Source organism: Nocardia sp. 852002-51101_SCH5132738, from assembly GCF_001665695.1.
GTDB classification, from domain to species: domain Bacteria; phylum Actinomycetota; class Actinomycetes; order Mycobacteriales; family Mycobacteriaceae; genus Nocardia; species Nocardia nova.
Map to the genome: position 1 here is coordinate 88,950 of NZ_LZML01000062.1, position 18,997 is coordinate 107,946.

The 18,997-nt window shown below is 70.1% G+C and carries 17 protein-coding genes; 10 read left to right on the plus strand and 7 right to left on the minus strand.

The window, feature by feature from the left end:
• The first annotated feature begins 21 nt into the window (after nucleotides 1–21).
• The 4 genes from A5789_RS09445 (at nucleotide 22) to A5789_RS09460 (ending at nucleotide 4,110) form a co-directional block, all read left to right on the plus strand.
• Nucleotides 22–1,266 carry an ArsA family ATPase gene (locus A5789_RS09445; RefSeq protein WP_321190234.1) on the plus strand — a complete coding sequence of 415 codons (1,245 nt, stop codon included), beginning with the start codon at nucleotides 22–24 and terminating at the stop codon, nucleotides 1,264–1,266.
• The gene (locus A5789_RS37710) at nucleotides 1,263–2,006 is read left to right on the plus strand and encodes a hypothetical protein (protein WP_227462780.1); all 744 of its coding nucleotides are present in this window, start codon (nucleotides 1,263–1,265) and stop codon (nucleotides 2,004–2,006) included. Before A5789_RS09445 ends, A5789_RS37710 begins: the two co-directional genes overlap by 4 nt.
• Nucleotides 2,003–3,064: an ROK family protein gene (locus A5789_RS09455; protein WP_063017263.1), complete on the plus strand. Its 1,062-nt coding sequence runs from the start codon at nucleotides 2,003–2,005 to the stop codon at nucleotides 3,062–3,064. The genes A5789_RS37710 and A5789_RS09455 overlap by 4 nt, the downstream gene beginning before the upstream one ends.
• A gap of 320 nt (nucleotides 3,065–3,384) precedes the next feature.
• The gene (locus A5789_RS09460; RefSeq protein WP_030514742.1) at nucleotides 3,385–4,110 is read left to right on the plus strand and encodes a 1-acyl-sn-glycerol-3-phosphate acyltransferase; all 726 of its coding nucleotides are present in this window, start codon (nucleotides 3,385–3,387) and stop codon (nucleotides 4,108–4,110) included.
• A 75-nt stretch (nucleotides 4,111–4,185) separates the two neighbouring features.
• Here A5789_RS09460 and A5789_RS09465 read toward each other — a convergent pair whose 3' ends face one another.
• Nucleotides 4,186–4,701, minus strand: coding sequence for a polyadenylate-specific 3'-exoribonuclease AS (locus tag A5789_RS09465; protein WP_030514741.1), 516 nt, complete (start codon nucleotides 4,699–4,701; stop codon nucleotides 4,186–4,188).
• A gap of 169 nt (nucleotides 4,702–4,870) precedes the next feature.
• Between A5789_RS09465 and A5789_RS09470 the strand changes: the two genes are divergently transcribed.
• The 3 genes from A5789_RS09470 to A5789_RS09480 all read left to right on the plus strand — a co-directional run bounded on the left by A5789_RS09470 (nucleotide 4,871) and on the right by A5789_RS09480 (nucleotide 7,123).
• The gene (locus A5789_RS09470; RefSeq protein WP_030514740.1) at nucleotides 4,871–6,256 is read left to right on the plus strand and encodes a class II 3-deoxy-7-phosphoheptulonate synthase; all 1,386 of its coding nucleotides are present in this window, start codon (nucleotides 4,871–4,873) and stop codon (nucleotides 6,254–6,256) included.
• A gap of 13 nt (nucleotides 6,257–6,269) precedes the next feature.
• Nucleotides 6,270–6,662: a hypothetical protein gene (locus A5789_RS09475; RefSeq protein WP_030514739.1), complete on the plus strand. Its 393-nt coding sequence runs from the start codon at nucleotides 6,270–6,272 to the stop codon at nucleotides 6,660–6,662.
• A gap of 146 nt (nucleotides 6,663–6,808) precedes the next feature.
• Entirely contained in the window at nucleotides 6,809–7,123 is a 315-nt protein-coding gene (locus A5789_RS09480; RefSeq protein ID WP_146097653.1) for a hypothetical protein, read from the plus strand.
• Nucleotides 7,124–7,130: 7 nt separating this feature from the next.
• On the opposite strand, the gene pknB is transcribed toward A5789_RS09480, so the two are convergent.
• Nucleotides 7,131–9,113, minus strand: coding sequence for a Stk1 family PASTA domain-containing Ser/Thr kinase (gene pknB, locus A5789_RS09485; protein WP_155525616.1), 1,983 nt, complete (start codon nucleotides 9,111–9,113; stop codon nucleotides 7,131–7,133).
• 136 nt (nucleotides 9,114–9,249) lie between these two features.
• Here pknB and A5789_RS09490 point away from each other — a divergent pair, with 136 nt between their 5' ends.
• On the plus strand, nucleotides 9,250–9,618 hold the full coding sequence (locus A5789_RS09490; RefSeq protein WP_063017302.1) for an Rv2175c family DNA-binding protein: 369 nt from the start codon (nucleotides 9,250–9,252) through the stop codon (nucleotides 9,616–9,618).
• A gap of 238 nt (nucleotides 9,619–9,856) precedes the next feature.
• Here the strand turns inward: A5789_RS09490 and A5789_RS09495 are convergent, their stop codons facing one another.
• The 4 genes from A5789_RS09495 to A5789_RS09510 form a co-directional block, all read right to left on the minus strand.
• Entirely contained in the window at nucleotides 9,857–11,050 is a 1,194-nt protein-coding gene (locus A5789_RS09495; protein WP_064901527.1) for a phytoene/squalene synthase family protein, read from the minus strand.
• The gene (locus A5789_RS09500; protein WP_082940588.1) at nucleotides 11,047–12,636 is read right to left on the minus strand and encodes an alpha-(1->6)-mannopyranosyltransferase A; all 1,590 of its coding nucleotides are present in this window, start codon (nucleotides 12,634–12,636) and stop codon (nucleotides 11,047–11,049) included. The genes A5789_RS09495 and A5789_RS09500 overlap by 4 nt, the downstream gene beginning before the upstream one ends.
• Nucleotides 12,637–12,746: 110 nt before the next feature.
• A complete protein-coding gene (gene crtI, locus A5789_RS09505; protein ID WP_064901528.1) occupies nucleotides 12,747–14,324 on the minus strand; it encodes a phytoene desaturase family protein in 1,578 nt (525 codons plus the stop codon).
• Nucleotides 14,321–15,433, minus strand: a complete 1,113-nt coding sequence (locus A5789_RS09510; RefSeq protein WP_227462781.1) for a polyprenyl synthetase family protein — start codon at nucleotides 15,431–15,433, stop codon at nucleotides 14,321–14,323. Before A5789_RS09510 ends, crtI begins: the two co-directional genes overlap by 4 nt.
• Before the next feature lie 479 nt (nucleotides 15,434–15,912).
• Between A5789_RS09510 and A5789_RS09515 the strand changes: the two genes are divergently transcribed.
• Nucleotides 15,913–16,905 carry a methylenetetrahydrofolate reductase gene (locus tag A5789_RS09515; RefSeq protein WP_063833572.1) on the plus strand — a complete coding sequence of 331 codons (993 nt, stop codon included), beginning with the start codon at nucleotides 15,913–15,915 and terminating at the stop codon, nucleotides 16,903–16,905.
• Between the two features lie 150 nt (nucleotides 16,906–17,055).
• Nucleotides 17,056–17,763, plus strand: coding sequence for a hypothetical protein (locus A5789_RS09520; protein ID WP_064901531.1), 708 nt, complete (start codon nucleotides 17,056–17,058; stop codon nucleotides 17,761–17,763).
• Here the strand turns inward: A5789_RS09520 and A5789_RS09525 are convergent.
• A complete protein-coding gene (locus tag A5789_RS09525; RefSeq protein ID WP_064901532.1) occupies nucleotides 17,747–18,970 on the minus strand; it encodes a glycosyltransferase family 2 protein in 1,224 nt (407 codons plus the stop codon). The genes A5789_RS09520 and A5789_RS09525 overlap by 17 nt on opposite strands.
• Between the last annotated feature and the right edge of the window lie 27 nt (nucleotides 18,971–18,997).

An 18,997-nucleotide genomic window follows, 5' to 3' on the forward strand; every position in this document is an offset into this window, starting at 1 on the left:
ACGACCCGTCTCGAACTGTTCATCGGCAAGGGCGGAGTCGGTAAGACCACGCTCGCCTGCGCGGCGGCCATCGCTGCGGTGCAGGCCGGACAGCGCGTGCTGGTCGCCTCGGTCGACCAGGCTCATTCGCTCGGCGACGCACTGGGTTTCCGCTTCGCGCACGATCCCGGCACGGTTGCCGGGGTGGTGACCGTCGCCCCCGGATTCGACGTCATCGAGATCGATTCGCTTGCGCTGCTGGAGGATCGGTTCCGCGACGTCGCACGGATGCTGTCCGGCGCCGGCCACGATCACGGCATCGACCTCGCCGCACTCGATCCCGCCGAACTCACCGGACTGCCGGGCGTGCAGGAACTACTGGCGTTGACCGAGATCGCCCAGTTCGCGGGTGAGGACGACTGGGATCTGATCATCGTGGACTGCCCGCCCTCGGCGGATATGTTGCGCATCGTCACCGCACCCGACACCCTGCTCGGCTACCTCGAGCGAATCTGGCCCACCCATGCCCGGGTGCTGAGCGCGACCGGTACGGATATGCGGCGCGCGGTGCTGGCGGCGACGGTGGAGCGGATCGCGGCCGCGGTCACGGCGATTCGGGATCTGCTCGCCGATTCGCACCGCACCGGGGCGCGGCTGATCACCGGCGCCGAACGGGTCGCGCTGGCCGAATCCGCGCGGGTGCGTTCGGCGGCGGCGCTTCTGGGTATACGCCTGGACGCGGTGGTGGTGAACAAAGTGCTGCCGCCGGTGCCGCCGGCCGACGGCGGCGCGCACCCCGCGGTGCAGTGGTACCTGCAGCGGCGCGCGGAACAACTCGACGTGATCGCGGACCTGCGCCGCCGGATGCCCGACGTGCCCGTGGTGATCGCCCATCACAGCGGCCCGGAACCGGTCGGACCGCGGGCGTTGTCGGCGCTGGCGCAGGCATTGCCCGTTCGTGGCAACCCGCCGACTGCCGAGCCAGACCCTATGCTGGGCGACACGACGCCGGAGCCGGGCACCGCGGCAGGGGAGCCGGAGGTGCGGTGGGAGTCGGGCACCGGGCTGGATTCGGTATTCACGCTGCGGATGCGCCTGCCGGTGGTCGACCCGGGCACGCTGCGACTCGGACGAGTGGAGGACGATGTGATCGTGGGAGCGGACGGGGTCCGGCGGCGGCTACGACTGGCGCCGGTATTGCGGCGGTGCACGGTCGACAGCGCCGAACTCGACGGTGAGCAGCTCATCGTGCGTTTCCGGCCCGACCCGGGGGTCTGGCCGCAATGACCCACGCCCACGAGGACAGTTTCGGCGAATTCGCCCAGGAACTGCGCGCCCTCGCCGAAACCTTGCTCGAACGAGTCGAACCCGCCCTGCGCCGCGCGGCCGCCGACGGCCGCGAATGGGACAGCTGCAGCTGGTGTCCCGTCTGCGCGACCGCGGCGCTGGTTCGCGGCGAACACCACGAGGTGGTCGCCGCGGTCGCCGACCACGGCACCGCGATCGTGACCGTGCTGCGCGAGGCGCTGGCCGGAGTGCCGGTCGAACCGCTGCTCCCGGACGACCTTCCGGACGCCGACGACGAATCCGGCGAATACGATTCCGCGGCAACGGAAGTCGGCGCCGATCCGAGTTCGGAGCGAACGGAGCACGACGGGTGGATCGCGGGCGGGGCGGCCGGCGATGTGTCGGACCGCGGTGCCGAGGTGCGCGGCAGTGGGACCGAAGCCGAAACACGCGGCAGTGATCCCAGGGCCGAAGCGCGCGGGAGTGGTCCCGGTGCCGAAGCGCGTGGCAGTGCTCCCGGTGCCGACCGCCGCGCGAAGGGTGTCCGACGGGATGCGGACGCGCCCGGAGACGAGCGCGGCGGCGCTACGGAGAAGGCCCGGGGCGCGAAGCCGGCGGCCGACGATCAGGGGAGCAAGGCGCGCCGCGGTGGCCGGCGCGCGGCCGAACGTGCTGGGCGGGGGCGGGATTCGGTCGAGCGACCCGGATACGTTCCCATCCCGGTGCGGATCAAGAAATGACCAGCAGGGTCGGAAGAGAGGCTCCGCTCACCGTCGGCATCGATGTCGGCGGGACGAATATCCGGGCGTCGGTCGTCGACGGGGACGGGGAGGTTCTCGACACCGTCCAGGCGCCGACGCCGCATTCCGCGCACGCACTCGAGGACGGCCTCGACCGCGCGGTCCGGGAACTGTGTGCGCGCCACGACATCGGTGCGGTCGGGCTGGCGGTCGCCGGATTCGTCGACGAATCCCGCTCCTCGGTGCGTTTCGCGCCGCATCTGCCGTGGGAGGACACCGCGGTCGCCGGTCGGCTCGGACGCCGGCTCGGGTTGCCGGTGATCCTCGAACACGATGCCAACGCGGCGATGTGGGCCGAATACCGATTCGGCGCGGCCGCGGGCGCGCACAACGGCGTACTGGTCGCCATCGGCACCGGCATCGGCGCGGCGCTGCTGGTGGAGGGGCGGCTGTATCGCGGAAGTTACGGTGTCGCACCGGAATTGGGCCATCTGCAGGTGGTGCCGCACGGCCGGATCTGCCCGTGCGGCAAACGCGGCTGCTGGGAGCGCTACTGCAGCGGTACCGCTCTGGTCGACACCGCGATCGAAATGCTGGCCACCGATCCGATGCCCTCGACGATCCTGGCACGCGAGGTGGTCGGCGATCCGGGATCGCTGACCGGGCGCCGGGTCGCGGGCGCGGCCCACGACGGTGATCCGGTGGCGCTGCACGTGATGGCCGATTTCGCCCGCTGGCTCGGGCTGGGACTGGCCTTCGTCAGCGACATCTTCGATCCCGACCTGATCGTCATCGCGGGTGGCGTCAGCTCCTCGGCGCCGCTGTTCCTCGACGACGCGCGCGAGCATTACGCCGCCGCCATCACCGGCGGCCGTCATCGCCCGCTGGCTCGCATCCGCACCACGCAACTGGGTGAGGCGGCGGGGATGATCGGCGCGGCCGAACTCGCGCGCACGGCGCTCGAGACCGGGGCGGCCGAAGGGCGTTCGCGGACAACCGGCAGCGGTGTCGATTCGGCGGCCGTGAGCCGACCTCGCTCCGCCGCAGGCCGGGAATAGTCTTCCTCCTCCCCGCCGATGCCGCGCGACGGGAAGCGGATCGGCTTCTCGCGCCGGGGCGTCGAACGGGCGGCCGGGGCGCACGAGGTAGGGAGCAAACGATCCGGGGCGTCGTACATCTCGCCGATTCGCTCGACGCCCGGTCGGTTTTCGCGCATGTAAGCACCTCATGTGTACCCGATTTCACCGATGTGATTGCGGGCATGTGAAATACCTCGTGTGGGGTTGGTCGCAGCAGGTCGGCGACGGTAGAGTCGGTGCCGACGGAGGTGCCTGCGACGAGGCCGGTCCCGTTCGACAATCACAGGGGAAAGGACGCAATGTTCTACTGGCTGCTCAAATTCGTGCTGGTCGGGCCCTTCATGCACATCTACAACCGGCCGAAGGTCGAGGGCGTGGAGAATATTCCCGCCGACGGAGCAGTCATCCTCGCCGGCAATCATCTGTCGTTCACCGACTGGTTGTTCACCCCGTTGCTGAGCCCGCGTCGCATCACCTATCTGGCCAAGGCCGAATACTTCACCACGCCCGGACTCAAGGGCCGGCTGCAGAAGTTCTTCTTCTCCGGCACCGGCCAGTATCCGATCGACCGCAGCGGCGCCAGCGCCGCCGAGGATGCGCTCAACACCGCTCGCAAACTGCTGAGCGAGGGCCGCATGGTGGGCCTGTACCCGGAAGGCACCCGCTCGCCCGACGGCCGCCTGTACAAGGGCAAGACCGGTGTGGCACGCCTCGCCCTGGAGACCGGTGTGCCGGTGATCCCGGTGGCGCTGATCGGGACCGACGAGGTGTGCCCTCCCGGCCCGTTCCGGTGGCGCCGCCGCCGCGTCACCGTGAAATTCGGTGCGCCGATCGACTTCTCCCGCTACGAGGGAATGGGCGGTAACCGCTTCGTCGAGCGGGCCGTCACCGACGAGATCATGTACGAGCTGATGCGGATGTCGGGTCAGGAGTACGTCGACGTCTACGCCGCCAGCCTGAAGAAGGGCGTGCCCTCCGGCAGCCGCCCCGAGGCAGAACGGATCCCGGAGACCCTGGCGAGCTGACTTTCGCCGTTACGTTCTCGGCCCCCGGACAACCGTCCGGGGGCCGAGTCGTATCGGCAGCGCGGCGCCCGCCGCCTACCGCCGATCGATACCGGTGATCGCGCCGCTGCGCCGGAACGCCTCGATGGCCTCGTACTTGGCGAGATTGTGCCGGGCGTCGGCCAGCGCGTCGTGCGCGTCGGCCGGCACCGGCGGCAACTCCGGCCGGCCGTGGTGATCCCAGTGCTGGCGCAGCTCGTTGGTGTAGCGCGGCAGGGCCGTCGGCAGATCCACCATCGACCCCCACAGCTGGCAGAACGCCACATGGTCGTAGGCCCCCACCCACGCCCACAATTCCGGACGCACGGTCGGTCGCGGTACCAGGAATTGATAGAGGTCGTCGCGAATGCGCTGCCGGCTGCGCCACAGCGGCGAGGAGGGGGAGGGAAGTTTCGGCAATACATTGCGCCGTACCCACTGCCCGGCTCGCTCGGGGTCGAATTCCGTTGACACCGCGTAATATTCCCGACCGTCCTCGCAGACCACGCCGATCGAAATCAGATCGATCGTCACCCCGTCCTCGATGAATTCGCAGTCATAAAAATATTTCACGCGGTCGTGCCCTTTCCGATTCGGCGTACACCGGCGCTCGCGGTGATATCTCGGCCGAACCGCCCGACCCGGCCCGGCTCGAGGTTACGGCCCCGCCCGCGCCGACGTAATCATCGCCCCCTACCCTCCGGGTTACCCCGGGATTGCGGAAGGTCCGTATTCTGATCTGGTGAACTGGACCGTCGACGTACCGATCGATCGCTTGCCGGAACTGCCACCGTTGCCTGCCGAGCTCCGTCGGCGACTCGACGCCGCACTCGCCCGCCCCGCCCTGCAGCAGCCGTCGTGGGATCCCGAGCAGGCCGCCACCATGCGCACCGTCCTCGAGAGTGTGCCGCCGCTGTGCGTGCCCGCCGAGGTCGAGGAGTTGCGCCTGCGACTGGCCGAGGTGGCCCGCGGCGAAGCCTTCCTGATGCAGGGTGGCGACTGCGCGGAAACCTTCGCCGACAACACCGAGCCGCATATCCGCGGAAACATCCGCACCCTGCTGCAGATGGCGGTGGTGCTGACCTACGGCGCGAGCCTGCCGGTGGTGAAGGTGGCCCGGATCGCGGGCCAGTACGCCAAACCCCGCTCGGCCGACGTCGACGCACTCGGCCTCAAGTCCTATCGCGGCGACATGGTCAACGCGCTGGTCGCCGACGCGGCCCAGCGCGAGCACGACCCCTCGCGGCTGGTGCGCGCCTACGCCAACGCCAGCGCGGCGATGAACCTGGTGCGCGCGCTCACCGGCGCCGGGATGGCCGATCTGCACAAGGTGCACGACTGGAACCGCGATTTCGTCGCGCAGTCGCCGGCGGGTGCCCGCTACGAGCAGATGGCCTCCGAGATCGACCGCGGCCTGGCGTTCATGAACGCCTGCCGGGTGCAGGATCCCAGCCTGCAGTCGGCCAAGATCTACTGCAGCCACGAGGCGCTGGTCCTCGACTACGAGCGAGCGATGCTGCGGCTGTCCCACAACGCCGCCGGCGATCCGGTGCTCTACGACCTGTCCGCGCATTTCCTGTGGATCGGTGAGCGCACCCGGCAGCTCGACGGCGCCCATATCGCCTTCGCCGAACTGCTGGCCAACCCGATCGGCATCAAGATCGGCCCGACCACCACGCCGGATCAGGCGGTGGAATACGTCGAGCGGCTCGATCCCACCAACGAGCCGGGCCGGCTCACCCTGGTCGCGCGGATGAGCAACACCAAGGTCCGCGACGTGCTGCCGCCCATCATCGAGAAGGTGCAGGCCACCGGCCATCAGGTGATCTGGCAGTGCGATCCCATGCACGGCAACACCCACGAATCCTCCACCGGCTACAAGACCCGCCACTTCGATCGCATCGTCGACGAAGTGCAGGGCTTCTTCGAGGTGCACCACGCGCTGGGCACCCATCCGGGCGGCCTGCACATCGAGCTCACCGGCGAGAACGTCACCGAATGCCTCGGCGGCGCCCAGGACATCTCGGATCTGGATCTGGAGGACCGCTACGAGACGGCCTGCGACCCGCGTCTCAATACCCAGCAGTCCTTGGAATTGGCATTCCTGGTCGCCGAGATGCTGCGGTGACGGATCGGCCGTAGTGGACGTCGTATTTCGCAATGACGAGGGCCCCTCGCGCGGTGACGGCCGCCCGCGCGGGGAAGGTCCGGCCAGCGCGCAGAGCGCGCTCCGGATCGGCAACGCCGATCGCACCATCCTGCGGTTGCTGCGCGATCGCGACCGCGACGGGATTCCGTCGGAGGTCGTGCTGCGCGACGGCAGCCGCCTGCTGATCTTCAACATCTGCTGGGGCTACGAGATCTCCTGGGAGTTCGACGTGTCCCACGGCTACGCGCCTGCCGCTGCCGCCGCGCAGATCACCACCAACATCAGCCCGAGTATCGGCGGGGTGCCGGTGGAGGTTTTCACCACCGCGGCGGTGGTGGCGATCAACGATCCGGAGACCGGTGATCCGTTGCTGGCGGTCGGCTGACACCGCCTGCCGGGAAATCACGCGGTCGTGACATGATCCGCAAAAGTTAGCTGTCCAGTTGCTGAACGCTCGAACCTGCACTAGGTTTCCAGGCGTGACACTGCAGCGGCAATGGGCTGTGCGGGAAATGTGCTGAGAGGATCGCTATGCAGAGCGCATCGGTAGCCAGGGGATTGCAAACTGCGAGCAGGCCGATCGCCGCCCTCGCCGAACATGTGCTCGAGATCGACGGTGTCCCGGTGACGATCGTGATCGAACGCCCGGAGGTCGACCGCGCCGGAATCGCGTGGCGCTGCCGGGTTCGGGTGGTGCGCGGCAACGGCCGGCTCGAACATTCCCAGGTGGTGGGCGCCAGTGCCAGCGCGGTGCTGCAGCAGGCGCTCGACCTGGCCAGTCGGCGGCTGGGCATCAGCGAGGCCGAACTGCTCGGCGGCGCGGATGTGGGTGGCGTGCTCGGCTGAGCTCGGATCAGAACGGCAGGACGGTGAGGGTGACCGTGGATCCGGGCGCCACATTCGAACCGCCGAACGGTGACTGCACGCGGACCGTCCCGCGGTCGCCGCTGAACACCTGGTTCAGCACGACCTTGAGGCCCATCCCCTCGAGTTCGGAGCGGGCCACGGCGGCGTTCTTGCCGGTGACATCGGGAACCTGGATGGCGTCGGAGACGATCAGCGTCACCGTGGCGCCGGAGAGCACCTGGGTGCCGGCGGCCGGATCGGTGCCCGCGACCTGACCCGACTTGATCCTCGCGTCGAAGTCGGTGCGGGTGTCACCGACGGAGAGTCCGGCGTTCTGCAGCGCCGCCTTCGCCTCCTCGACGGTCTTGCCGCGCACATCGGGCAGCTTCACCGGCTGCGAACCCTTACTGCGGTAGACCTTCACCTGCGCGCCGGTCGGCAGAACCGTGCCGGGGGCCGGATCCAGTTGCGCCACCGACCCTTTCGGGGCGGTGCTGGGTTTCTCGCCGCCGTCGACGGGGGTGAGCCCGGCATCGCGGATGAGCTGGTTCACCGTCTTCGTGTCCTGGCCGGGCTGAAACTGCGGCACGTGCGGCTGTCCGCTGGACACCAGGACGGCGACCGTCGACCCCTTCAGCACCTTCGCCCCGGCGGAGGGATCGGTGCCGACCACCCCGCCGACCGGAATGATGTCGGAGGCCTTGTCGCGCACGGTCGTCCCGAATCCGGCGTCCTTCAGCTTCGCGGTCGCCTGTTCGGTGGTCATCCCGGCGATCGCCGGCACCGACGAATAACGGCCGACGCCCAGCCACCAGCCGCCGATGCCCAGCAGCAGCGCGAGCACCACCACCACGGCCGCCCAGATGAGCACCCGGCGCCGGGATCTGCCGCGATCGGGTACGAATTCCGGCCGATGTGGCGGGGCCGGTGGCTGGTGCGGACGCTCCGGTTCGGGCTCGGGCATCGGATGGGCCGCGGTCATGACCCGGGTGCGCCCCGGCTCGGACGCGAGCCGGGTCGTCGCCTCGGTGACCGGCTGCGGGGTGTGGGCCGGTCCGGGGGCCGCGGCCGGGGTCTGCACGACGCGGTATCGCGCGGACAGGTGTTCGGCCGATTCCCGGGGGGCCGGTACCCGGTAGTCGGGCAGGTGCAGCACGGTGGCGATGCGATTCAGTTCGGCGGCCATCTCGGTGGCATCGGCGAAGCGATGCGCGGGTTCGCGGGCGGTGGCGTGCGCGACCAGATCGTCGAATTCCGGCGGCACGCCCTCGATGAACCGGCTCGGGCTCGGCACGTCCTTCTCGACCCGCTGATACGCGATCGACAGCGAGGTGTCGCCGGTGAACGGCGCACGGCCGGTGAGCATTTCGAAGATCAGGATGCCGAAGGAGTACACGTCGCTGCGGGCGTCGGCGTTCCCGGCGGTGACCTGTTCCGGCGACAGGTACGCCGCGGTGCCGAGGATGACGCTGGCCGAGGTCATATTCGAGCCGGCCACCGCCCGCACCAGGCCGAAGTCGGCGATCTTCACCTCACCGGCATCGGAGATGAGCACGTTCTCCGGTTTGACGTCGCGGTGCACGAGTCCCGCGGCATGCGCGACCCCGATCGCGCGCAGCACCGGCTCGGCGACCGCGCGCACCGCGTGCGGCGGCATCGGGCCGCGTTCGCGCAGCAGTTCGCGCAGGGTGCCGCCCTCGACGAGCTCCATGATGAGGAACGGATACTCCCCGTCGATGCCCTGGTCGTAGACCGCCACGAGCGAGGGGTGCTTGAGCTTGGCCACCGAGCGGGCTTCGAATTCGAAGCGGGTCAGGAACTGCGGGTCGCCGGCGAACTTCGGGTCCATCACCTTGATCGCCACGGGCCGGTCCAGCCGGGTGTCGACTCCCCGGAACACCATCGACATCCCACCGCGCGCGATCGGCGCGTCGATGCGGTAGCGCCCGTCCAGCATCTGGCCGATCAACTGCTGTCCTCCGAATTTCACCTAGCGGTTGCCGCCCCCGTGACGGCACCCCCGATCGTATAGGCGTGCGCCGTCACGGTCGCTGATGACGTGCTAACGCCCACGTCGAAACCGGGCGTACGCCGTATCCGGATGCCGACGGACTACCGTTGTGCGGGTGAGTGCATTTCCTTGCAGCGACGATGTCGTTCCCGAATCGGTAACCCTGCTCCCGTTGCCGGATGTGGCCGAACAACTCGGTATCGCGGTGACCAGAGTGCATCAGATGCTGCGCGATCATCAATTGATCGCGATCCGCCGCGGCGGTATCGCCGGTATCCCGAAAGATTTCTTCGATTCCTCGGGCGCGGTCGTCAAGCCCCTGACCGGCCTCATCACGGTGATGCGGGATGCGAAATATACGAACGAGGAAATCCTCGAGTGGATCTACGCCGAGGACGACACCCTGCCCGGCCGCCCGATCGACGCCATCCACGGGCCGCTCGCCCGCGAGGTCGTCCGCCGGGCCGCGGCCGAACCGTTCTGAGGCGAGCGTTCGGTCCCGGATCGGGAGCGCGCCCGCTCAACGCTGCGAGTGCCGCGCGAGACAGTCGGCGGTGGCGCCGCGCTGGGGCGGTCGGCGTCGGGCAGTTCGACCGCGGTGACGCCGGTGGCGGCCCTGGTCGCGGCCTGCAGGCCGTCGTCGGTGTGCCGCGCGGTGGTCGCTTCGGACGGGTCGAGGGCGATGGCGGGGCAGAGGTCCGTCGGTGACGGTGAGTTCGGTGTCAGGCGCGGGGCGCGTTCGGCCGTGCCGTGCCGAACGCGCGGGGGACCGCGGTGTGAGAAACGTGGGGGAGCGGGGCGCGCAGCAGCGAGACCGGATTCGCCGGGCGGCGCAATCCGGAACCCAATTCGGTGACCGCGACCCGGAGCCGCCGTGCGGTGGGAACCGTTGCGCGGCGGTCGAATACGGCGTAGTCGTGGCGCTCGATCTCGTCGAGGATTCCCCCGTACAGCACGGCCGCGGTGCGAATGGCGGGGCGTACCCGCGGCCGGAGCAGATCGATGCCCGGCGCGGCGGTGCGATAGACCGCGCGGTTCGTCGCGATCAGATGTGCCAAGGCGCGGCGGACCCGCGGATCGGTCCGGCCGGTACGCCGGCAATGAGCTAGCAGATCGGCGTCGACGCCGAAGGCCGCAAGTTCGTCGCCCGGCAGGTAGATGCGCCCGCGATCGAGATCTTCGGCGACATCCCGCAGAAAGTTGGTGAGCTGGAACGCCTCACCCAGCGCGGCGGCCGCCGGTTCGGCCTCGGCCACCGGCACCACCGTGCCGAGGATCGGGAGTAGTTGCAGTCCGATCGCCGCGGCCGAACCGCGCATGTACTCTCGCAATTCGCCCATATCCGCATACCGGTTCCGGAACAGCGGGCTACCCGGCACATCCATCCGCATGGCATCGAGGAACACCCGGAAGTGGTCGGGCGCAATGCTATACCGGGCGACGGTGTCGACGAGGGCGGCGAGTACCGGGGCGTCGATCGCTACGCTTTCCGCGAGCGGGGTCTCGGCCTCCGTTGTGCCGGCAGCGGTCCACCACATCTCGGCGAGGAGCCCCGCATCCTTCAGTGCGGTACGGAGTTGCGTGTCGATTCGGTCCAGCCGCAATGCCGCCGCGAGGTCGGGGTTTCCGGAATCGGGCGCGGCCTGACTGCTCGTGCGAACGGAGGCGCGATCCCGTGCCGCGGCGGAGCGCTGGGCGCCGAGCGCACCGAAACCGACCGCGTCGCAAGTGCTTTCGGCGCGATCGACAACATCGTCGACGGTACGGGCGAACGCGTAGAGCGCGTGCACCGCCGACCGCTGCGGCGGTGACAGTAACCGGGTGGCCAGGAAATAGGTGCGGCCGTGTTCCGCCGCGATGGCTCTGCAATGCCGGTATGCGGCCGCCAGTTCGGCGTCGGCGCCGCGGCCGGTCACTGCTTGGGTCTGCCCGAATCGGCGCGCAGCCGCAGCGGATCCACCTTGCGCAGCGACAGCGCCGCCACCACGGCGACGAAGGTGGCCGCCGCGACGTGCCAGACGTTGTAGAGGCCGATCGAGCCGCCCGGCTGGAACACCAGCATCAGCCAGGTGCACAATCCCACCAGGATCATCAGGGTGGTGGTCGACATGGCGAATCCGGCGGCCAGCGCCAGCGGCCACGAGTAGTACCAGGGCAGCGCCGCCGGCGACAGGATCACGATCGCGACGAAGGCGATGAGAATGCCCATCACCGCATCGCGTTCCGAGCTCTTGTAGCGCCACCAGGTCCACGCCAGGATGGCGACCAGTGCGAGCGCGCAGAGTCCGCGCGTCCACACCAGCACCTCGCCGAGATTCAGCGGCGTCACCCAGGTGACCATGTGCGCCATGATCGTCGGCAGCGAGAGCCAGTTGATGATCTTCTTCGACCCCGACAGCGCGGTCAGCCAGCCGATACCGACACCCGCGGCCGCGGAGGCGGCCACGAAGACCACCGCGAACACCGACACGCCGAGGCCCGCGATCTTGACGAAGGTCCGAATCGGGTGCGGCAGCGGCCCCTTGTTCTCCGCGGCTCGCCGCTCGCGTTCGTGAATCATCCAGATCCACACCAGGAACGGCAGCGCCACCCCGGCAGTCGCCTTGATCGCGACACCGATCGCGACCACCACGATGCCGGCCGCGTGGTGGCGCTCCAGCACCAGGGCGATGCCGGCCGCCATCAGGCCGACCATGAGCATCTCGTTGTGCACGCCGCCGATCAGATGGATCAGCACCAGCGGGTTGAGCACCGCCAGCCACAGCGCCACCGTCGGCTTACCGCCGAGGTGTTTGGTCATATGGGGGACGGCCCACATCATCAGGGCCAATCCCGGCAGCATGACCAGGCGCATCGCGATGGTGCCGGCCACCACGTTGTCACCGGTGATACTGGTGATGGCCTGCCCCATGAGCAGGAAGATCGGGCCGTAGGGTGCGGTGGTGGTGGTCCAGACCGGGCTCACATTGTCCAGCAGCACACCGGGATTCACCACCGGCCCGACCTTGTACGGGTCGAAACCGTCGCGCAACAGCGCGCCCTGCGCCAGATACGAGTACACGTCCTGGCTGAACATGGGCACCGCGAACAGCAGCGGCAGAATCCAGATGCCGACGATCACCCGCAGTTCGTTCAGCGTCACGGTGCTGCCGGGGCCGCGGCGGGCGCCGGTGCCGATGGTGATGCGTCCCAACCGGACCCACGCGACGATCATCGACAGCACGCCCAGCCACACCACGATGGTGGCCAGCGCGTAGCCGTGCCCGAATCGCAGCCAGGACAGGTGGGCCGCTTCCAGCAGGGGATCGCTGCGGCGCACCGCGCCGGCGCCCAAGCCGCCGAAGGTGATCAGAACCGCGCCCCAGAAGCCGAGCAGGGCCGCGTGGCCCTCGGGGCTGCGGAAGAAGTCGCCCGCCCAGCGCACCCACCAGCGCACGGTGTGCACGGCCGGTTCGGGGACCGGCACGGTGGTCACCGGCACCGTGGTAACGGTGCTGGTCATCGGCGCTGTCGCGGGGGCAGTGTCCATATCGGGGGTCGGCATGGTTCGTCTTCCCCCCGGGAATGTCGGTGCGGTGCGGAACCGCGGGAGTGGTCAGTTCGCGGGCCAGTTTAATGGGTTGTCGGCAACCCTAGCGCGCCGGTCGGCGCCGTGGCGCCGTCGGCGTGCCGGAAGGGGCCGGTAATGCGTTCGGCGGCCAGTTTTCCCGACAGCAGCGCGGTCGGCACGCCGACCCCCGGCGTGGTCCCGCATCCGGCCAGCACCACGTTGGCCGGGGTGCGAGCGAGATTGCGGGTGCGGAACGGTCCGGTCTGGCGGAACAGGTGCGCGGCCGAGAACGGCGTTCCGGCGATCATTCCCTGCTCATGCCATGTCTGCGGCGTGTCGAGGTGATCGACGGTGAAATGTCCGGCGATACCCCGGTATCCGCGCTGCTCCAGTACGGCCAGCAGTTCTCGCAGGTACGCCGGTCCCAGACGCGGCCAATCCAGGGGCGCGGCATCGAGATTCGGGCACGGCGCCAGCACCGACAGCGGTTCGTAGCGTCCGGTGGGCCGTTCGACGAATTGGCCGGGATCGCTGAGCGCGGGCCGGGTGATCAGCAGCGACGGATCGCTCATCAGTCGCCCGCGGCCGCGCCGGGCGGCGATTTCGGCGAACGTCTCCTCCCAGGCCCGGCCGAAATCGATGGTGTGGTGGGCCTGTAGCGGCCACCGCGCCGCCACCTCGGCCGGGATGGTGCCGTGCGCGACCACCGCGGAAGGTGCCGCCCGCAACGGACGGTGCCGGCGAATGCCGAAACGGCTCAGCGAGCCGAGATCGGCGGTCAGGACCACCGCATCGCAGTCGAAGTCGCGCCCGTCGGCGGTGCGGACCCGCCGTGCGCGCCCGGCGTGGTAATCGATACCGCTGACCTCGCAGTTCAGTTCCAGCTGCCCACCGGCGCCGGTGAACGCGGCCGCCAGCGTCGCGGTGATCGCCCGCATGCCGCCGACCGGGTAGTAGACGCCCAGCGAGGTGTCCATATGCGGAATCGCGCCGTAGACGGCCAACGCCTGCGCGGGTGCGGTCCCGGCGTAGAGAGCCTGAAAGGTGAACAGCCGCGCCAGCTTCGGATCGCCCAGGATGCGCTCGACCCGCGGGCCCAGCCGGCCGAACGCGCCCAGCCGCACCAGTTCCCACAGCGCCGCGCGCTTCTCGGGTATGCGGACCATATCGAGCGGGGAATCGAAATTGGTGTCCATGAACTGGTCGTAGGCGCCGGCGTAGATCCGGGCCAGCCAGTCCCGCAGGTTCCGATAGCGTTGTGCTTGTGCGTCTCCGCATGCGCGGCGCACCTCGGCCGCCATTCGCTCCGGATCCGGATACACCCCGATCACGCTGTCGTCGGCGAAATGCGCCTGGTAGGCGGGATCGAGTCGGTGGATCCGCAGTCCGTGGGCGGCGGTGTCGGTGCCGACCGCGGCCAGCGCCTCGTCGATGAGCCCGGGCAGGGTGAGAACCGTTGCGCCGGAATCGATCTCGTAGTCCGGCCCGCGATAGAGGCCGACTCGTCCGCCCGGATGATCGGCGCGTTCGAGCAGGGTCACCCGGCGCCCGGCTCCGGTCAGATACAGCGCCGCCGCCAGCCCGGACAGGCCGGCGCCCACGACGACGATCCGATCGCACCGTCCGGCAACGGTTTTCACGACACCCGCCTGGTCGCGGCCAGCGCCATCGCGCGCAGCCGATCGCCGGCCTCGGGGGTGACCGAGCTGGCCGCCAGCGCGCCGAGGCCGCGGTCGGTCAGTTCGGTGATGCGGCGCTCGACATCGTCGACGGCGCCGAGCCCGGTGATGAGGTCGCGCAACCGGGTGACCTGATCGGGAGCGAGGTCGGTGCCCAGCGACGAGCGCAACAGCCGCGCCGCGGCGGGATCGGTGGCGTCGGCGCGGCGCAGCGCCTCGGCGACCAGGACCGTGCGCTTTCCCTCGCGCAGGTCGTCACCCGACGGTTTGCCGGTGACGGCCGGATCGCCGAAGACGCCGAGCAGGTCGTCACGCAACTGGAACGCGATGCCGATATCGGTGCCGAACTCCCGGTAGGCGGCGATCAGCTCCGGATCGGCCCCGGCCAGCGCGGCGCCCAGATGCAGCGGCCGCTCCACAGTGTAGGCGGCGGTCTTGTACCGGTTGATCCGCAGCGCGGCGGCCACCGAATCGTCGGCGCCGGCCTCACCGTGCACGTCGAGCAGCTGGCCGCCCATCACCTCGGTGCGCATCGCCGCCCACACCGGCGCGAACCGCGCCCGGGCCGCGGCGTCCAGGCCGGCGGCGGCGACCATGTCGTCGGCCCACGTCAGCGCCAAATCGCCGATCAGGATCGCCACGCTCACTCCGAAATGCGCCGAATCGCCACCCCAGCCGTGGTCGCGGTGGCGATCTTCGAAGTCCACGTGCACGGTCGGGAAGCCGCGCCGGGTGCGCGAGGAGTCGATGATGTCGTCGTGGATCAGTGCGCACGCCTGCACCAGTTCCAGGGCCGCGCACGCGGTGAGCACCGATTCGGCCTGATCACCGGATGGATCGCCGCCCGCGCCGAGCCATCCGGTCCAGGCGAACGCCGGTCGGGTCCGTTTGCCGCCGCGCAGCACGAAATCCTCGAGGGCGGCCGTCGCGGAGATGACCACCGGCCCCAGTTCGGCGACCAGTTCGCGGCGGTCGGCGAAGAATCCGGTCAGCGCCTGTTCGACCGCGCGCACCAGCGCCGCGGAGTCGTTCGGCGCCGGACGTGCCGGGCTGGCCGGACCAACGGACAACGCAACCTCCAGGTAGTTCGTCGTATCGGCGAGCCGATGCCGGGTACGCCGGGGCGGCTCCGGCGTGCCGAGGATGTGGCCGGGGCGAGACCCTGTGTATGCACCGGCGACGGCTGCGGCGGTCCCGGCCGGTCGTCGCGGGGAAGTCGTATCGCGGCGTCCAGCGGCCCACCGTGAACCTTACTGCGTCGGTTCCGTCGCCCGACAGCGCCGTAGCCGGTGCGTGACCGGCACCGCATCGCATCGGACGGGCGAGATCGCGGCCGGTCGGCCGGTCCGTGCGCGACCGTCTCGTGGCGCTCGGGGTGGTCGGTCGGCGGAGCGCAGGCGGGTGGGGACCGCCGGCCCGGCGCCGTCGGGGCGGACGGTGGGCCGCGACACCGATGCACAGCTCCGGCCGCAGGCGCACCGGCCGCTGGACCGGCGCGGATCCGGGCCGGGCGGCCCGTCCGAAGAGGTCGTCCTACTACACTGGACCGGTGAGTTTCGACAATGTACGGGGACGATCGACCCCAGGCCGACCTTCCCGGACGCCGTCCGGAACTCCCTCCGTGGTGGGGCAGCTGGGCCGCCGCCCCGACGGCACCATCCCGTTCTCGGTGGAATTCAATCCGCCGCGCGATGCCGCGGCCGAGGCGCGGCTGTGGCGCGCCGCCCGTGAATTCGAGCGGATGCATCCGGCGTTCGTATCGATGACCTACGGGGCGGGCGGATCCACCCGCGATCGCACCGCGCGCATCACCGGGCAGCTGGCCCGCGAAACCACACTGCTGACCGTCGCGCATCTGACCGCGGTCGGGCACAGCGTGGCCGAACTGCGGTCCATCGTCGGCAGCTACGCCGATGCCGGCATCCGCAACATGCTCGTGCTGCGCGGCGACCCGCCGGGCGATCCGCTGGGGGAGTGGCGCAAACATCCCGACGGTGTCGAATACGCCGAGGAACTGGTCCGCATGGTCTGCGAGCTCGGCGACTTCCACGTGGGAGTGGCGTCGTTCCCGCAGGGCCACTACCGGTCTCCCGACCTGGAGCACGACACTCGTTATCTGGTCTCGAAACTGCGTGCGGGAGCGGAGTATTCGATCACGCAGATGTTCTTCGACGTGGAACACTATCTGCGCCTGCGGGATCGGGTCGCGGCCTACGACGCCGAACAGGGCGCCAAGCCCATCATTCCCGAGCTGATGCCGATCACCTCGCTGCGCACCGTGCAGCGGGCCGAGGAGTTGTCGGGCCGGCCGCTGCCCGCGCGGGTCATGCAGCGGCTCGAGCAGGCGGCCGGAAACGATCCGGAGGCCAATCGCAACGCCGTGCGCGCGGTGGGCATCGAGATCGCCACCGAGATCGGGCAGCGACTGATCGACGAGGGTGCGCCCTGCCTGCATTTCATCACCTTGAACTTCGCCAAGGCGACCACCGAGGTGCTCACCAACCTCGGCTATACGGTGACCCCGGCGGCCGTCAGCGCCTGATCGGCGTTTCGCGGGCGAGTTGCCGCGCATTCGCCTCCACCGGCGGTACCCTCTCGTGCACCGTGACGACGCGGAGGTCCCCGAGTCATGCTGTGCGGCCCGGCGGACCGACCCTGGTGCGGATGTTCCGCCGAACTCAGGAGAACCCCGATGGCCGTGGTGACCAGTCTCGTCCGTCTTTCCGCAGCGCTCACCGTGACCGGTGCGCTGACCTTCGCCGGCGCCGCCGCCGCGACCGCCGCCCCGCCCGACCCCGTCGCCACCATCGCTGCCGTGGGCCAGAACCCGGCGGCGGCGACGGATTTGCTGACCGCCTATCAGACCGCGGTCGAATCGCTGAAACAGCTGGGCATCCAGCCGTTCCTGTATCCGTCCGGGTCGGCGTTCTGCCAGGACGGCAGCACCCTCGGACTCGTCCCGGCGCTGGCCGGTGCGGTACCCGGGCCGTGGCCCAAGCTGGCGGTGCCGGTGCCCGGGCTGGATCTGTCCGCGGTGAAGGCCGGGCAGACGATGTTCGCCTTCGTCCCCTACGGCATGGGCCCCGACGGCGCCGACACCACCGGTATGCAGGTGGCCTGGTTCAACGTGTCCAACGGCCGCGGCGGATTCGCCGCGATGGGCCCGCTGTCCCAGGTCGTCGGCTCGATGGTGCCGCCGAATCTGCCGCCGGAGGTGCGCCCGGCGTTCGAGCAGGCGATCCGCAACTTCTTCCTGGCGGCGCTGCCGGTCGGCGGCGTGCGCGCGGTGCCGGTGGACACCGGCTCCGGAACGGTGCTGGCGGCGGTGTTCGGCACGGTCCGCAACGGCGCCAACACCTGCGCGTTCCTGCCGACGGTCGGCGTTACCTCGGTGCCCTGAGTTCGGCGCGCCCGGGCCGGGAACGGTCCGGGCCGTCCGGCACCGGGCGGCCCTTCCAGCGCAGCGCCCCGCGCCGATGCAGCAGCCACGACCGGCCCGACAGGCGCAGATACGCGCCGATCGACACCGGATGTGCCAGCGCCGCACCGATATCGGCGCCGCGCGGCAGCGTCCCGGATTCCAGTGAGCGGGCCAGCAGCCGGCTCGCGACACCCGCGCCGTAGCCCGCGACACCTATCCGCCGGATCCGGCCGCGACCGAACAGCGCGGCGAGGGCGGGCAGCACGTACGCGACCGCGGCCACCATATCCACCGCCAGGGCGCCGGCCGGGCCGCCGTAGGCCGACCACAGCCAGCGGGTGTAGCCGCCCTCGACTTCGGCCGCGCCGCGGTACATGCGGGTACTCGCCAGTGTCCCCGCCGCCGCCAGCACGGTGCGATGTCCGGCGCGGCGCAGCACCCGCGCCAGCGCCAGATCCTCGGTGATCGAACCGGCCACCGCCGCATGCCCGCCCACCGCGCGATAGACCGCGGTGTCGAAGACGAGAAACTGCCCGCAAGCCACCGCGGTCGACGGCCGCAGGCCGCGATCGGCGAGCCGCACCGGCAGCGTCGTGGCCCACGACCAGCACAGCAGCGGCTGCACCAGCGCCTCCGCGAGCGATCCCGCCCGCTGATACGGCCAGGGAGACACCGAACCCGCACCGCTGCGGCGCAATTCGCTCACCGCCGCGGCGATCGCCTGCGGGCGCAGCCGTACGTCGGCGTCGAGGAAGATCAGGACGCCGGGCGGCGGGTCGGCGGTGACACCCGCGAGTTCGGCCAGACGCGCGCAGGCCGCGTTCTTGCCGGTCCATCCGGGTTCGGGGTCGGTGTCGGCGGCGACCACGGTGAATCGATCGTCGTCACCGATCGCCTCGACGGCGGCCGCGAAGGTGCCGTCGGTGGATCCGTCGTCGAGGATCCAGATCCGCATGCGCGAAACACCTTGCTGGGCACGCAGATCCGCGATCAGTCGCGGTAGTCGTGGTGCTTCGTCGCGGGCCGGGATCGCGATGATCACCGGCTCGATCGCGGGGGTGGCATCGGCCCGCAGCCGCCGCATGCCGAGCCGGTTCACCAGTGCCATCGCACATCCCGCGCCGGCCACGATCGCGCCCGCCGTGACGAGCGGCTCGACGACCTTCCGCGCACCGAGCCGTGTCATGTGGCCGTTCCCGGCTGGGCCGAGACG

What these genes read in the sequence shown, in the direction of transcription:
- A5789_RS37710 (WP_227462780.1), top strand. Translation starts at nt 1,263, where the DNA reads ATGACCCACGCCCACGAGGACAGTTTCGGCGAATTCGCCCAGGAACTG.
- A5789_RS09455 (WP_063017263.1), top strand. Translation starts at nt 2,003, where the DNA reads ATGACCAGCAGGGTCGGAAGAGAGGCTCCGCTCACCGTCGGCATCGAT.
- A5789_RS09460 (WP_030514742.1), top strand. Translation starts at nt 3,385, where the DNA reads ATGTTCTACTGGCTGCTCAAATTCGTGCTGGTCGGGCCCTTCATGCAC.
- A5789_RS09480 (WP_146097653.1), top strand. Translation starts at nt 6,809, where the DNA reads ATGCAGAGCGCATCGGTAGCCAGGGGATTGCAAACTGCGAGCAGGCCG.
- A5789_RS09500 (WP_082940588.1), bottom strand. Translation starts at nt 12,636, where the DNA reads ATGACCAGCACCGTTACCACGGTGCCGGTGACCACCGTGCCGGTCCCC.
- A5789_RS09520 (WP_064901531.1), top strand. Translation starts at nt 17,056, where the DNA reads ATGGCCGTGGTGACCAGTCTCGTCCGTCTTTCCGCAGCGCTCACCGTG.
- A5789_RS09525 (WP_064901532.1), bottom strand. Translation starts at nt 18,970, where the DNA reads ATGACACGGCTCGGTGCGCGGAAGGTCGTCGAGCCGCTCGTCACGGCG.